Source organism: Enterococcus sp. DIV1090 (genome assembly GCF_050537975.1).
In the GTDB taxonomy this organism is placed as follows: domain Bacteria; phylum Bacillota; class Bacilli; order Lactobacillales; family Enterococcaceae; genus Enterococcus; species Enterococcus faecalis.
The window spans coordinates 1259869-1275548 of record NZ_CP172917.1 but is presented as its reverse complement, the minus strand read 5'-3'; the positions used below and the strand labels follow the sequence as shown (position 1 = coordinate 1275548).

The window sequence follows — 15680 nt, the reverse complement described above, 5'->3', positions numbered from 1 at the left end:
CGCTCAAAACCTGATAATCAGCTAAAAACGTTTGTCTCAGCTGTACTTTTTAAGGCTTAGTTATTATCTTTCATCTTTTCTACACGTAAACAACGCATAGCATTTAAAACAGCGATAATAGTTACACCAACATCAGCAAACACTGCTGCTTGCATTGAAGCCAAGCCTAATGCACCTAGTACCAAAACAATGATTTTAACAGCAATCGCAAAGATAATGTTTTGTTTAACAATTCTCAATGTTTTTCTTGATAATTTAATCGCAGAGGCGATACGACTTGGTTCATCATTCATAATCACCACATCAGCAGCTTCAATTGCCGCGTCACTTCCTAAACCACCCATGGCAATCCCAACATCAGCCCGGGCTAAAACAGGTGCATCATTCATGCCGTCACCAACAAAGGCAACTTTGTTTTTAGGTGAGGATGCTTTTAACAACTCTTCTAAACGATCCACTTTGCCATCTGGTAAAAGTTCTGCATAAACTTTGTCAACACCAACTTCTTTTGCAATAGCTTCTGCAACTTGTTGATTGTCTCCAGTCAGCATAACAGTTTGTTTGACCCCTTCAGCTTTTAATTCTTTTATTGCTGAAATGGCATCTGGTTTCAATTGATCCGCAATCACTAAGTAGCCTGCAAATTGATTATCAATAGCGACAAAAATTAAAGTTCCCGCTTCCTTCACTTCTGGTGCTTCGATACCAAATTGTTTCATTAACTTCGCATTACCGACTAAAACTGTTTTGCCTTCAATTGTGGCTTTGATACCGTGTCCGGCAACCTCTTCAATTGCTGTTGCTGGAACAGTTTCTTTGCCATAGCTTTCTTTAATAGAAATAGCAATAGGATGAGTGGATAATTGTTCTGCTGTTGCTGTTAAACGTAACAACTCTTCTTCAGGTAAAACAACACTAGTTATGTTTTGAACCACAAAATTTCCTTTTGTTAGCGTACCAGTTTTATCAAAAACAATCGTTTCCGTATTCGCTAAAATTTCTAAATAGTTGCTTCCTTTAATTAAAACACCTAGTTTGCTGGCTCCGCCAATTCCACCGAAGAAACTTAAAGGAACAGAAATGACTAAGGCACATGGACAAGAAATAACCAAGAACGTTAATGCCCGATAAACCCATTCATTAATAGAAGTATCAGGGAAAATAAATGGTGGAATCACTGCCAATAAGACAGCTAAAACAACGACAACTGGTGTATAGTAACGAGCAAATTTAGAAATAAAGTTTTCTGCAGGGGCTTTTTTACTGCTAGCATTTTCAACTAAATCTAAAATTTTGCTAACTGTTGAATCCCCAAATTTTTTCGTAACATTAATGGTCAAGGCCCCATTTTTATTGATAAAACCACCTAAGATTTCATCGCCGACTTTGACCGTTCTTGGAACGGATTCACCAGTTAACGCAGAGGTATCTACCATGCTTGATCCATCAATAATGTGGCCATCTAACGGAACTTTTTCACCTGGTTTCACTAATATTTGTTGCCCAATTTCAATTGTATCTGGAGCGACCGCTTTTATTTGTCCATTTACTAAAAGATTTGCTGAATCTGGACGAATATCCATTAATTTGGCAATTGATTTTCTGGATTGATCAACCGCAGCACTTTGGAACCATTCGCCGACTTGGTAGAACAACATTACTGCCACAGCTTCGGGATATTCCCCAATAAAGAATGCCCCGATCGTTGCCACAGACATTAAGAAATTTTCATCAAACACTTCCCCACGAAAAATATTCGTTACCGCTCGTTTGACAATGTCGCCACCAATTAAGACATAAACGACTAAATAAGACGCCAAAGCAACCCAATTATTACTTGGCTTAATGATAATAAGTGCTAAAAATAAAACAAATGCAATAATGATACGAATTAAGCGATTCTTATTTGGATTACGTCCCTCTTCTTCTTTGACATCTTTTAAAGAAATAACTTTGACATCTGGTTCTAACTTACCAATCACTGCACGCGCTTCATTTTCGACTTCTAAATCATGTCCTGATTCAACTTCCAGTGTCATTTTTTCAGCCATGAAGTCTACACGCGCTTTTTCTACTCCGTGAATTTTTTGGACAGATTTTTCAATTTTATCTGCACAACTTGCACAATCAAGTCCTTCTAGTTTATAACTCTTTTGCATTTAAACACCTTCACTCCCTATATAATAGCGATTATTCCGTTTACATGAATAACCTTTCATGAATCTATTATAAATGAAGATGCAATCATATGTCAACCGCTTCACGTAATCTTTTTCTATTTTATAGACATAATGGCATAATTGCTGTAGGTGGAATGGATAACTGAGTAATAACTTTCGGATTGAGTCTATTGCTGCCTTTCCACCAAATTTTGGTTTGTTGGTGTTGAAACCAAGCACTTTGTTCAAAAGGTGCTGACAATGTTTGTAAGTGATGCACTTCGATCTGATTGGTTGCCTGCGGTTCTGTTGTGAAATCATGGGCCCGAATTCCAATAGAATGACAAGAAATAGGAACTTCTTGTGTAACCGTTAGTGTTTGTTGCCAGCCAATCACTTGGACTCTGTGCGCATCTATGCGTTTGACAGGCCAAATATTTTTACAACCAGTGAGTTTAGCTGCTTCAATCGTTTGAGGTTGGTTAAATAATTGATTTGTTGCACCAAAAAGTGTTTGGTTTTTTGTGATTATCACTAAACTCTGACATAACTTATACAGTTCATCTAAACTATGACTCACAATTAAGGCATGTTGATTTAAATTACTTAATCGCTGTTGAAGTTCAATTTGCAGCTCTTCCTTTAAGGGTGCATCTAATGCGGAAAATGGCTCATCTAATAACAGGTAAGCCGGCTGAGCCGCTAGCATTCGTGCAAAAGCCACTCGCTGTCTTTGTCCTCCAGAAAGTTGACTAGGATATTGTTGTTGGACTTTAGTTAAGTGAAAAGATGCAAGCAATTGAGTGACCAATTGTAAATCTTTTGTCACGCACGTCAGATTTTCTACTACCGACAAATGAGGGAACAACGCATACTGTTGAAACAAAAGACCAATTTTTCGTTGTTGCGGCGACAAATTGATCTTTTTTTCAGCATCGAATAAGACTTGATCATTTAAAACAATCTGACCTTTATCCGCAGTCTCAACACCCGCAATACATTTTAATAATATACTCTTGCCACAACCAGAAGCACCTAAAATTCCCGTTGTTTGCGTCTTTGTTTCAAACTGAATTTGCAAAGTATGACTTTTCAATTCTTTTTGAATATCAACAATTAATCTCATTCCGATCTTCTCCAAGCGCGCTGACTAAAAAATTCCGTAAAAAATAAAATAATCAAGCAAAGTAATAACATAATCACAACATATTGATTGGCTAAACGCCAATCCCCACTTGCTACAGCAGAGTAGATAGCTAAAGGAAGCGTTCTTGTTTTGCCAGCAATATTCCCCGCTAACATTGTCGTCGCTCCAAATTCGCCTAACCCACGGGCAAAGGCTAACACGCCACCGGCCAAGAGACCGTTCATCGACAAAGGTAACGCAATTTTTCTAAAATATCGACTTTCCGAAAATCCGAGTGTCTGGGCCACAGCCAACAATTCACTATCCATTTGTTCAAACGCCGTTAAGGCTGAACGATACATTAAAGGAAATGAAACAGCAACGGCAGCAATAACCGTAGCTGGCCATGAAAAAACAACTTGAATGGCAAAAAAATCAAGTAAAAACTGGCCCACTGGTTGCTGAACACCAAAAATAGTTAAGAGAAAAAAACCAAAAACCGTCGGCGGTAAAACTAATGGCAACGTAAATAAACTATTCAAAAGAATTTTTAATTTACGATTTTTCAAACGAAAAACAATATACGCAACGCCTGTTCCTAAAACAAAAGTAAATAAAATGGCGATTATTGCTGTCTGAAAAGATAAAAGAATTGGTCGAACATCCATTTTCCCACCTACTTTGTTAACTTAAAGCCAATATTTTCAAAATATTTTCTGCATTGTTGACTCTGTAAAAAATTTAAAAAAGCATCCGCTGATTTTTGTTTCTTAGAGGCGGCAACTTTACCAACTGGATAGATAATTGGCTTTTTCAAAGCAGCTTCAGGCATGGCCGCAACAATCGCTACTTTTGAATTGGTTGCTGCATCTGTCGCATAAACCAAGCCAGCTTCTGCACTTGCATTAGCCACCCATTCAAGGACTTCTGTTACATTCGTGCCAAAGCTTGCGTGTTTTTCTACATAAGACCAAGCGCCTAAAGCTTTTAAGCCTTCTTCGGCATATTGACCAGCTGGAACACTTGCAGGATCACCAATTGCTATCATTTGGGCTTTTTTTAAATCAGAAAAATCATGCCACTTTGCTTGATCTTGGTTAGGCACAATAAGAACAAGCTGGTTTTCCAATAAAGGAACGACACTTTTCTTATTAATTAGTTTTTCTGCAACCAATGCATTCATTTGTTTTGTCGAAGCCGAGAAAAATACATCGGCTTTTAGGCCTTTTTCAATTTGCATCTGTAATTTTCCAGAACTATCATAGGTTCCAGTTACCTGAATATCTGGATGCTCTTTTTCAAAGGCTGGAATAATTTTCTTCTCCATGACTGATTCTAAGCTAGCTGCTGCCGCAAGGGTTATTTCTTCTTTTTTTGTTGAAACTGTTTCTTTTTGCGGCTGATTTGTACATGCAGCAATTAGGGCAACTAAACTGAATAAACTAAGCAAGAACACAGTCTTTTTTTGTTTAGACATTTGAACGCCTCTTTTCTTTTATAAATACCCGCCATAACTCAAGTCAATAATTTCAGATTTTTTAATCACTTCTTTGGCCATTAATCTTGGTAACAACAAATCAAAAACCGTTTTTTCTGAAAATAAAACACCACCTGGTAAGCCAATGATCGTTTGCTCTCCTTTATAAGCCAGCAAAAACATTGAGCCTGGTAAGACTGGTGTCCCATGGGTTACGATTTCAGCACCTGTCTGCTTAATTGCTAACGGTGTCAAATCATCAGGATCTACACTCATACCACCTGTACAAACAATCAGATCAAGCCCTTGTGCTAACATCTTTTTGATCGCAACAGTAATTTTTTGCGGCTGATCATCGACAATTTCTTGCTTGACAATCGTAACTAAAGGATACGCGGAGAACTTGGCTTTTAACACAGGGTAAAAAGCATCCTCAACCAATCCTGTGTAAACTTCACTGCCAGTAGTTACAATCCCGACCCGTATTTTTTTGAAAGGTTTCACAGAGATTAGTGGCTCAGACGTGCTGAACTGGCATGCCTTTTCTAATTGGCTTTTAGAAATTGTTAGTGGAATCACTCGAAAGGCTGCAACTTTTTCATCTTTCTGAACTTCTATATTGGTAACTTTAGTTGACAAGGCGAGACCTTCAATTTCATTTAAAGCAATTAATTTTTCTCGATTGACTTTTAAAAGACCTCTCGTGCTAGCTTTAGCAACAATTTTTCCTTCATGGACTTCACTCGGCTGACATGAGTCATCTGTTAACAGGTTATACAAAAATGTCGCTGCCTCTTCTTCATGTATTTCTGCTGGATCCAAGGAAATAAACAGATGTTTTTTCCCTAATGATAAAAGAATTGGAATATCTTCTTGAACAACTATATGTCCTTTTTTAAAACACACTTCCTTGGTCTTCCCATAGTCAATTCGCGTAATATCATGACTCAATGGAAGGCCAACTGCCTCTTCTGTTCGAATTGTTTTCATGGTTTATTCCTCATCATGTATGATTTTTTTATTTGTGATTAAATCCAAAGCGTGGGGCAAAACAGGCAACAAAAAATACAAATGTTCTGTTACACTTTTCGGGCTACCAGGCAAATTAACAATGAGCGTGCGTCCTCTTTGAACAGAAACGCCTCGACTTAACATAGCAAATGGTGTTTTTTCCAAGCTAAGTTGACGCAAGCCCTCACTGATCCCAGGAATGATTCGCTCTGCTACACGTAAGGTAGCTTCTGGGGTTCGATCCCGTTCACTCAACCCTGTGCCGCCTGTCGTTAAAATCAAATCACAGGTCTTAGACCACTCTTGCAATAGTTCTACTAATTGATTTTCTTCATCTGGTAAAATGGTTTGTTTGGTTACCTGGTAGAGCACAGGTAACTGTTCACGAATCAAGGGACCCGATTGGTCGACAGCAAGCCCTTGAAAGCAACGATCACTTAATGTTACAATGCCCACTTTAAACAACGTCTAACTGGTCTCCTTTTTTAATATGACCTTCTGTCACAACGACTGCAAAGATTCCTTCTCTAGGCATGATGCAATCGCCCACTCGCGCGTAAATCTGACAGTGTTTATGGCACTCTTTCCCAATTTGAGTAACCACCAATTCGGAATCGCCTATTTTCATTTTCGTTCCAACAGGTAATTGACGTAAATCAATCCCTGAGACGATTATGTTTTCCCCAAAAGCACCATTGCCAACCCGAGCTCCTTTTTCATTGAAAGCCGTTATTTCTTCAAAAGATAACAAACTGACTTGTCGATGCCAATTCCCGCCGTGCGCATCATTTTCTAATCCGAAACCTTTAATTAAGTTGACTTCAGGAATTTCCTTTTTCTGTGTGCCTCTTCGCGGGCTAATATTTATTGCAATAATTTCTCCTGTTTTCATACTTACCCTCCTATTTGTGACATAAATCGTTGTTCTCCTTGTTGTTCCAAGAAAAGATGTTTTTCAGGCTTACAGGCAATGCCACTCTTGATAATCCCTAACAATTCTGCTGTTTGTTCCTTAGCTAAAGCTTCCTTTAACGAGTAGCCGTCTGCAGAATGCAGGCACGTTTTTAAATGGCCGTCTGCAGTAATTCGGATTCGATTGCACGTCTCGCAAAAACAATGCCCTAATGCACTAATAAAACCTATTTTCCCTTTAAAATCTTTTAAGGCGTAATAACTAGCAGGGCCATTGCCCAATGGTTTTTGGTATGGTTGCAACATTCCATAATGTTTGGTTAAAATGGCTTCTACTTCTTCTTGCTGCTTACCCGGATGCTCCTTTCCTAATCCAATTGGCATCATTTCAATGAAACGAAGATGGACAGTCTCTTTCTTAGCGATTTCAGCCAGTTCTACAATTGTTGCTTCACTTAGCTCTTTCCTAGCTACAGTATTAATTTTGATATTAGGTAGTCCCGCATCAATCGCTTGTTCTAAGCCCGCCAGAACATTCCTTAACTGACCAACTCTTGTTATTTCTCGAAATTCTTCTGGATCCAAAGTGTCTAAGCTAATATTAACGCCGTCCAAGCCCGCCTCTTTTAATCCTTGAGCCTCACGAGCTAACTTCATGCCATTAGTCGTTAGGGTTACTTTTTCGATGCCTGAGATTTGCTTTATCCTTTTAATTAAAGAGAGTAAATTCGGTCTAACAAGCGGTTCACCACCTGTTAATTTAACTTTTTTGATGCCTTCTTTCGCTAATATCCTCAATAAAAAAATAATCTCATCATCTGTTAGAAGCTGCTCTTTTTTTAAAAAGCAAAGACCTGTTGCTGGCATGCAATACGTGCAACGTAAGTCACAACGATCTGTTAAAGACAAACGAACATAATCAATTTCACGGTTAAATGCATCTTTCATGCTGTTCACTCATCACTTTCCTTTGATTTAATTGAAGAACGAATGAAATGACCACTGCGTCCACCATTTTTCTCTAATAAACCAATGTTTGTCATTGTCATTCCTCGATCAATTGCTTTACACATGTCATAAATTGTTAAGAGTGCTGCCTGCACACCTGTTAGCGCTTCCATTTCAACGCCAGTTGAACCCACTGTTTTTGTAAAGCAACGTACTTCTAAACAAGTTTGATTGCGCCAATTAAACTGAATTTCACACTTTGTCAAAGCAACCAAATGACACAAAGGAATCCATTCAAACGTTCGTTTTGCGGCGGTAATCCCAGCGACTCTTGCTACCTGTAATACTTCACCTTTTTTAATCATTTGGGTCTGGATCGCTTCTGCTGTCGCTTCTAACATGTGAATTTCTCCATAAGCGAGGGCTGTTCTTTCAGTGTCATTTTTTTCCGAAATATCAACCATATGCACTTCTCCTTGTGTATTCAAGTGCGTAAATTCCTTACTTTGAACCATTTCTCCACCTCACATTTGACATTTGTTAACGTTTACACAATACTTCTTTTTCAAGTGTATCACTCTTGCATCAAAAAAACAATCTGGCATCCACAATTTTTTTTAGCGAGAAATCGAAGTTAAAAAAGTTAAGCGACAAAAATTACGTGCTTCGCTTAGCCTGACCAGACTTTTGTCTAAGTCTTAAAACTTGATAAGCAATAAGAGGTCGGGACAGAAGTGCTTAACTCCGAGAAATAAGAAGTAATTTCCGAAAATTGTTCTTTAATTTTTGGAGAATTTCGGCTTATTTCCGAAGGAGTTGCTTCTGTTCCCGCCGTTTATCAATTTTTAAGCCTGGAACAAAAATCCAAAGTGATTTTTGTTCCAGGCTCTTACTTTCATACTAATCTTAGGTCAGGTTGTCATCAAGTTTGCCAATAATAGACTTTTACAAGCGCGCCTTTTTTGAGTAGTACACCAGCTGGTTGTTCTAGCAGGCAATTTGTTTCTAAAGTATTTGATAAATTGGATGAAAGATGACTTTTTGTCACTAAATTTACTGTGCCATCTATTTCTTTCGCTCGGTAAAATCGACGTAGTCTACTGGGGGCTAATTCATGCGCTAAAATTACTGTTCGTTCCTTTAGATTTAACTCGACACAATTAAAAAAAGTAGCTAATAATGTCCAGTAAAAAAGATGTAAATTAACCATTGCCGCAAACGGATTGCCTGAAACGCTTAAAATGAGTGTTTTTTGAAATTGACTTCCCATAACTGGGGTTCCAGGTTTCATATTTACAAAATGAAACAACTCTGTTCCTCCGATACGTTTAATCGCTAAAGGTAAATTGTCCTTTTCACCTACCGAAACACCACCACAAGTAATTAATACATCAAGTTTTGGTGAAATCTCAATCAGCCTCTTCGCTAATTCTTCAGGATCATCTGAACAATGGTCTAGGTGGATTACTTCATTGCCACTCGCTTTGACAAAAGCTGCTAACATGTAGAGATTACTATTATAAATTTTCCCAACTGACAGCGGTTCTTCCAAAGAAACTAACTCACTACCCGTCGCTAAAATCCCCACCTTCATGCGCTTCAATACAACAACTTTATCAATCCCTTGCATTGCCAACAGACCAATCATGCGACTATTAATCTGTTGATGTTTTGCTAAAATTTTTTGCTGAAAAGCAATATCTTCTCCAATTTCCGCATAGTTTTGGCCCGCAGTGACAGAGCGAAAAATTTTAACATGGTCCTGCCCAAAATCCGTCCATTCTTGTGGCACTACAGCATCAAAATCGGTTGGAATAAAAGCACCTGTCGTTATTTTAATCGCACAGTTATTCGTCTGATTACAATAAAACATGGAATCCCCTGCCACTAAAGAACCAACGACTTTTAAACAACTTGGGCTTTCAGCAGTCGCACCTCGTGTTTCTACTGCACGAACGGCATACCCATCCATCCCGGCACGAGGAAAATGAGGAATCGCTGTCTCTGCAAAAATGGTTTCTCCGCTAATCCGCCCCAAGGAATCAAGCAGCGCCACTTCTTCTGTTTCACATTGACTCTTCATATGTTGGGTCATTTTCTCTCGTGCTTCTTCCAACTCGATCATGTTTTAACCATCCTTTTTTATTTATTCACTGGTTTAATCGCAACGGCACAAACTTTATATTCAGGAATTGTGGCGATATCATCAAATACAGCATTGGTGATTTCGTTAACATTCCCATCTGGAAAGTGGAATGTCATAAAGACTTCTTGCGGAAATACTCGATTTCCGACAGCCGCATAGGTTTCGATTTTGCCACGTCGAGAATGAACTTCAACTTTGTCACCTTCTTGGATTCCCAGAGCTTGTGCATCGACTGCATTTATCTCAATATAAGAGTGATTCGCTATTTGGTTAATCCCTTCCGTTCGTCCTGTCATTGCTCGGGTATTGTAATGGTAAAGCATTCGGCCTGTCGACATTAAATACGGGTACTCTTCATCTGGTAATTCTTGTGCTTGCTTATACGGAATTGCTTTAAATAAACCTTTCCCACGAGCAAAACTGCCCACATGCATAATCGGCGTACCTGGATCTGTCAAGCTACGACAAGGCCATTGTAAGCTCTCCTTCTCTAATCGTTCATAATTAATTCCACCAAACGAAGGCGTCACAGCTGAAATTTCTTTCATAATTTCTTTTGCAGATTCATACGCACAAGGATAGCCCATTCGTGTCATGACTTCACAAAAAATTTCATAGTCTTCTCGCGCTTGTCCTCTTGGTTCAACAGCTTTACGAACTCTTTGCACGCGCCGTTCTGTATTTGTAAATGTCCCGTCTTTTTCTGCATAACTGATGCCTGGTAAAACGACATCTGCATAAGCAGCCGTTTCTGTCATAAATAATTCTTGAACAACTAAAAAGTCTAAACTTTCTAAAGCTTGACGAACATGTCCTGTGTCTGGATCCGTAACAATTGGATCTTCTCCAAAAATATAAAGGCCTTTGACGTTTCCTGCCGCTGCTGCTGGCAAGACTTTAGTAGAAGTTAAACCTGTGTTTCGATTTAACGGCACATGCCAAGCTTTTTCAAATTTGTCGATTACTTCTGGATTATTGACTTTTTGATAGCCTGGGAAATCATAAGGCATACAGCCCATATCGCAAGCACCTTGAACATTATTTTGACCTCGCAAAGGATTGACACCACAGCCTGGTTTTCCAACTTTACCAACCAACATTGCCAAATTAGACATACTCATAACACCCTCAGTTCCTGTCGAATGTTCCGTTACGCCTAAACAATAAATGATTGGTGCTTTCTCTGCTTTTGCATACATGCGTGCTGCTTGAATTAAATCTTCTGGATGAATATGACAAATTTCTGCGACTTTTTCCGGCGTATAATCAGCCACCATTTTTTCTAAATCTGAAAATCCTTCTGTCCGTTCTTCAATAAAGTGGCGATCTGCTAAATCTTCTTTCAAAATCACATGCATCATGCCATTAGCAAATGCGACATTCGTTCCCGCCTGAACTTGTAAATGCAGTGCACTATCCTTCACTAAGTTAATTTTCCGCGGATCAACAACAACAACTTGTGTTCCTCTTTGGATGGCTTGGCGAATTTGCGCACCAATAACTGGATGAGCTTCTTCTGGATTGGAACCTACTAATAAAATCATGTCGACATCTTCAGTGATATCAGCAATAGGATTGGTCATCGCACCAGAGCCTAAGGTTTGGGCTAAACCATGGACCGAAGCCGAATGACAAACACGGGCACAGTTATCAACATTATTGGTACCAAAAGCAGCACGCACCATTTTTTGAAAGACATAATTATCTTCATTTGTTGCTCTAGAGCACGAAAAACCAGCAAGAGCATCCGCGCCGTTTTCTGCTTTAATTTCGTTAAATTTTGACGAAACAAGCGTTAAGGCTTCTTCCCAAGAAGCAGGTTCAAAAATCCCATTCCGTTTAATTAATGGCTCCGTTAAGCGATCTCCTGACCCAACAAATTTATATGAAGCAAATTTTCCTTTCACACAAAGTAAATTTTTATTAGCTGGTCCATCTAGGGGTTCAACACCCACCAAACGATTGTTTTTAACGAGTAAATTCATCTGACAGCCTGTCCCACAATGTGGACAAGTTGTAGGAATTTTCTGGGTTTCCCATTTGCGGTACTCTTTTGTATCTTTTGCTGTTAACGCTCCTGTAGGACAGGAAGAGACACAATTGCCACATGATTCACAGATAGATTGATCAAACGCCTGCCCATAACTCGGCATCATTTTTGTTTCAAAGCCACGATTAGCAATACTAAGTACATCTCTTCCCTGCCGCAATTGACAGACACGGGCACAACGACGACACATGATACACTTTTCTGGATCATAAGAGAAAAATGGATTACTGGTATCTTCTTGGTGGCAAGGCATTCTTTTCCCCTCGGTAAAGCTAGTGGCATCAATCCGATAATCTAGCGCATACTGTTGTAATTGACAATCCCCGTTTTTTCCACAAGAAAAACATTCTAATTTATGATTACTCAATAATAAATCAAGAATAAAACGCCTGGAATCAGCAACTTTTTCAGAATGTGTTGACACAACCATGTCCTCTTGACAATGTGCCGTACAAGCAGTTGTTAAGCCACCACGTCGGCCGCCTTCCACCTCAACCACGCACATCCGACAAGAACCATCAGGTGCTAATTCCTTTAAATGACAGAGCGTTGGAATTTCAACACCTAGCGCTTTCGCTGCTTCGAGAATAGTAGTCCCTTTAGGCACAGTTACTTCTTGGTTATCAATAGACAACGTAACTGTTTGCGTATGCAACTTTGTTTTCATTTTTACCAACCTCCTTTGCTGGTGGCATAGATTTCTGTTTCAGCAGTCGTTTCAAATTCTTCTGGAAACAAAGCCAATGCACTCTTCATTGGATTTGCGACGGATTGGCCCAAACCACAAGCTGATAATCGCGTGACATGCGTGAGCATCTTTTCCAATCGCGGCAAATCACTAGCTGTTGCCTCGTTCCGATTGAATTTACTCAATAATTCCAAAATCCTAGTTGTTCCCAATCGACAAGGGGTGCATTTACCACAGGACTCATGAGCAAAAAAGTCCGCCACGTGTACTAAATAGTCCACAACATTGACTGAATCATCCATTACTACAATTGCACCAGAGCCGACAGATAAGTCATGGGCCCATAAATCTTCGTAGGAATACAAACAATCTCTTAACGTTGCGACAGCACCAATTGGACCGGATTGTCCACCGAAGTGAATAAATTTTAATGCTCGACCAGTTGCAGAGCCTCCGCCGTATTGCTCGCCATAAATTATTTCTTCTAATGGTGTTCCAAGGTTGACCTCGTATAAGCCCCGATTTTTAATATGTCCAGACAAACAAATTAGCTTTGTGCCGCCACCATCGGCAGTACCCATCTCTAAAAAGGCTTGTCCACCTTCTCGTAAAATTACAGGAACACTTGCAAATGATTCAACATTATTTACTAATGTTGGTTGCAAATATAAACCAACATCTGCTAAGTGTGGTGGTTTGACACGCGGCCGCCCCGTTTTTCCTTCAATTGAATTTAAAAGTGCTGAATTTTCCCCACAAATATAGGCGCCAGCACCAGAAATAATCGTAATATCATAATTGAATCCTTCAATTCCTAAAATGTTTTCCCCTAAAAAGCCAGCTTGTCGTGCATTATCGAGTGCTTCTTGAAATGTTTTTTGGATTCTGCGATATTCTCCTCGCATATAAATATAACCTGCTTTTGCTGAAAATAAATAGCCAGCAATAATCATTCCTTCAATCACACTCAATGGATCTTCAGATAAAAGTACTTTATCCTTAAAGGTCCCTGGTTCGCCTTCATCAGCATTACAAACAATGTACTTTGTGGTTCCTTTTGCATGATAAAGATGGCGCCATTTTTTTCCTAAAGGATAGGCTGCTCCACCGCGACCTCTTAAGTGAGCAACATCCAGTTCGTTTAAAATTTCTTCATCCGATAGTGAAATTGCTCTTTTTAAACCATCAAATCCATCGTATTTACAATATTCAGAAACATCGGTCGCAGATTGCATTTTCCCCATTCTCTCTAATAACATTGGTTGGTTTCTCTTAAGCATTGACTCACCTCCTACAATCCTTCATAGCAATCATTTTGTAAATGTTGAATTAATTGATAAATTTTCTCTTCTGTTAGTTGACTAAAAACGGTGTCCTTAATTTTAATTACTGGACCTAAATCACAAGCCCCGATACAAGGAATACTGTGATACATAAATAAGCCATCTGGTGTCGGCTGATTCTCTGGCACTTCTAAAATGGTTTCTAAAACCTCTGCAACCATCGCTCCACCAGTATAATGACACGGCGTACTGTTACAAATCTTCAAGACATACTTCGCTTGCGGTTCCGTCTTTAAAATGGCATAAAAACTGACGATTTCATAGACTCGCGCTTCCGTTAAATGTAGATGCTCTGCAACTAATTGAGCTGTTTCCTGATCGATATACCCTTCCTCTGAAGCAAATTGTAATTCAATTAAAATATTTAAAATTCGTTGTGGATCAGCATCGTTTTCTAGAATAATCGCTTCTTTTTCAATTAAGCTTAATGCACACATTCCTTTTTATTCCCCCTTTTTAGTGAAACTTGAAGTTGTTCTCCTTGATAATAGATACGCAATTCTTTTGGTATTTCAGCAGATAGTAAACAAAAATCGGCTTTATCTATGACTTTTTTTGCTGATTCTTTTTGACGATTCTGGTTATTCATCATAAGAAATAGTCCTGGCTGCACAACATTACGTAATGAATTTGATTCACAAATGATTAATGCTTGGGCCGGCACAGCTTTCAGAAATTGCTGAATGGCTTCCGCCAAATTTTCTTGAAAAACTTTCAATAGAAAAACTTTTTGACAGCCTGCAGCTAATAATTTCATGGTATCTTTATTGCCAATCGTCTCTTGCTCTTCTACTAATTCATAACCAGCTGTAATACTGGTACAAATTCCGCATCCTTTTGTGCCTCGTTGACACACCCCTCGTTGACCACTAATCGTAATAATCTTCAAGCCATAAATTGGATAGACTTCTTGGTACTGTTTAATAAGAGCTTCGGCTAATGTCGTTTTGCCACTATTCCGACCAGTAGATCCAATTTGAATCATATTTGGTACCTCAATTGCCATAGAGCTCCTCCGTCTGAATCGTTTTCTCAACTCTTGGTTTGACAGTTGCTGGTTTTGTCATAAAGATCAATGGTACAGCCATAAAAAGACTGCCCCCTACCGCATTGCCTAAAAATACCCATAGTGTATTTTGCAAATAATCCCACCAACTAATTGTGGTGCTTTGTGAAAAAATTGCCGCTGGAATAATAAACGCATTGGCGACCACGTGTTGAAACCCACAAACAACGAAAACCATGACAGGAAACCACAAGCCAAACATTTTACCTAAATATGATTTTGCCAACGCTCCGAGATAAACCGCTAAACAAACAAAAATATTACAGCCAATCCCTGAAACAAAAGCAACTAGCGGTGGATCAGCAATTTTCGCCTGAGCAACTGCGACTGTTTTATCCAGAAACGCACCTTCAGTTAACCCAACAATATGGCCAAATAAATACGCCACAAGAAATCCGCCTAGACAATTGGTCAATAAAACAACTATCCAGTTATAACAAAGAGCGCCCACTCGAACCTTTTTTTGTAATACGCCTAATGTCATTACCATCATATTGCCTGTTGCTAACTCACCACCAACAAAAGTAAGCGCTATCAATCCAACTGGAAATAAAGCTCCACCCAGAAAGTTGTTAAAACTTCCCCATTCTGTGGGGGCGGTTCCAGTGATACGAATAAACGCCAAGTAACCCAGTGCAATACAAAAACCAGCCATGATGCCTAAAATACAGAGTCGAACAAACGATAATTTCCCTTTCATTTCTGCCTTATCACCTAAGCTTGCAACTATTTCTTCACTACTGAAAAAATCCAT

The 15680-nt window shown here is 39.1% G+C and carries 15 protein-coding genes; all 15 read right to left on the bottom strand.

Going from position 1 to position 15680, the window contains the following annotated elements; all coding sequences use genetic code 11:
- Positions 1–56: 56 nt before the first annotated feature.
- The 15 genes from IGL48_RS06150 to IGL48_RS06080 all read right to left on the bottom strand — a co-directional run bounded on the left by IGL48_RS06150 (position 57) and on the right by IGL48_RS06080 (position 15680).
- The gene (locus IGL48_RS06150) at positions 57–2159 is read right to left on the bottom strand and encodes a heavy metal translocating P-type ATPase (protein WP_010822784.1); all 2103 of its coding nucleotides are present in this window, start codon (positions 2157–2159) and stop codon (positions 57–59) included.
- A 121-nt stretch (positions 2160–2280) separates the two neighbouring features.
- Positions 2281–3285: an ATP-binding cassette domain-containing protein gene (locus IGL48_RS06145; RefSeq protein WP_010777613.1), complete on the bottom strand. Its 1005-nt coding sequence runs from the start codon at positions 3283–3285 to the stop codon at positions 2281–2283.
- Positions 3282–3953, bottom strand: a complete 672-nt coding sequence (modB, locus tag IGL48_RS06140; RefSeq protein ID WP_002357709.1) for a molybdate ABC transporter permease subunit — start codon at positions 3951–3953, stop codon at positions 3282–3284. The genes IGL48_RS06145 and modB overlap by 4 nt, the downstream gene beginning before the upstream one ends.
- Positions 3954–3961: 8 nt before the next feature.
- Complete coding sequence (gene modA, locus IGL48_RS06135) at positions 3962–4762, bottom strand: molybdate ABC transporter substrate-binding protein (RefSeq protein ID WP_002357711.1); 801 nt, start codon at positions 4760–4762, stop codon at positions 3962–3964.
- A gap of 18 nt (positions 4763–4780) precedes the next feature.
- A complete protein-coding gene (locus IGL48_RS06130; RefSeq protein WP_002398257.1) occupies positions 4781–5752 on the bottom strand; it encodes a molybdopterin-binding protein in 972 nt (323 codons plus the stop codon).
- 3 nt (positions 5753–5755) lie between these two features.
- Positions 5756–6238: a MogA/MoaB family molybdenum cofactor biosynthesis protein gene (locus tag IGL48_RS06125; protein ID WP_010824629.1), complete on the bottom strand. Its 483-nt coding sequence runs from the start codon at positions 6236–6238 to the stop codon at positions 5756–5758.
- The gene (locus IGL48_RS06120) at positions 6231–6665 is read right to left on the bottom strand and encodes an MOSC domain-containing protein (RefSeq protein ID WP_002357714.1); all 435 of its coding nucleotides are present in this window, start codon (positions 6663–6665) and stop codon (positions 6231–6233) included. The genes IGL48_RS06125 and IGL48_RS06120 overlap by 8 nt, the downstream gene beginning before the upstream one ends.
- A 2-nt stretch (positions 6666–6667) precedes the next feature.
- Positions 6668–7642: a GTP 3',8-cyclase MoaA gene (moaA, locus tag IGL48_RS06115; protein WP_080113401.1), complete on the bottom strand. Its 975-nt coding sequence runs from the start codon at positions 7640–7642 to the stop codon at positions 6668–6670.
- Positions 7639–8148, bottom strand: coding sequence for a cyclic pyranopterin monophosphate synthase MoaC (moaC, locus tag IGL48_RS06110; protein WP_002397254.1), 510 nt, complete (start codon positions 8146–8148; stop codon positions 7639–7641). The genes moaA and moaC overlap by 4 nt, the downstream gene beginning before the upstream one ends.
- Before the next feature lie 407 nt (positions 8149–8555).
- On the bottom strand, positions 8556–9758 hold the full coding sequence (locus tag IGL48_RS06105) for a molybdopterin molybdotransferase MoeA (protein ID WP_010824627.1): 1203 nt from the start codon (positions 9756–9758) through the stop codon (positions 8556–8558).
- A gap of 17 nt (positions 9759–9775) precedes the next feature.
- Positions 9776–12496 (bottom strand): formate dehydrogenase subunit alpha, encoded by a 2721-nt coding sequence (gene fdhF, locus IGL48_RS06100; protein WP_282853329.1) that lies wholly within the window; start codon positions 12494–12496, stop codon positions 9776–9778.
- A 2-nt stretch (positions 12497–12498) separates the two neighbouring features.
- Positions 12499–13797 (bottom strand): complex I 51 kDa subunit family protein, encoded by a 1299-nt coding sequence (locus IGL48_RS06095; RefSeq protein ID WP_010777609.1) that lies wholly within the window; start codon positions 13795–13797, stop codon positions 12499–12501.
- An 11-nt stretch (positions 13798–13808) separates the two neighbouring features.
- Positions 13809–14297: an NAD(P)H-dependent oxidoreductase subunit E gene (locus IGL48_RS06090; RefSeq protein WP_002357722.1), complete on the bottom strand. Its 489-nt coding sequence runs from the start codon at positions 14295–14297 to the stop codon at positions 13809–13811.
- Positions 14285–14866 carry a hypothetical protein gene (locus tag IGL48_RS06085; protein ID WP_002363879.1) on the bottom strand — a complete coding sequence of 194 codons (582 nt, stop codon included), beginning with the start codon at positions 14864–14866 and terminating at the stop codon, positions 14285–14287. The genes IGL48_RS06090 and IGL48_RS06085 overlap by 13 nt, the downstream gene beginning before the upstream one ends.
- Complete coding sequence (locus tag IGL48_RS06080; RefSeq protein WP_002357725.1) at positions 14856–15680, bottom strand: formate/nitrite transporter family protein; 825 nt, start codon at positions 15678–15680, stop codon at positions 14856–14858. Before IGL48_RS06080 ends, IGL48_RS06085 begins: the two co-directional genes overlap by 11 nt.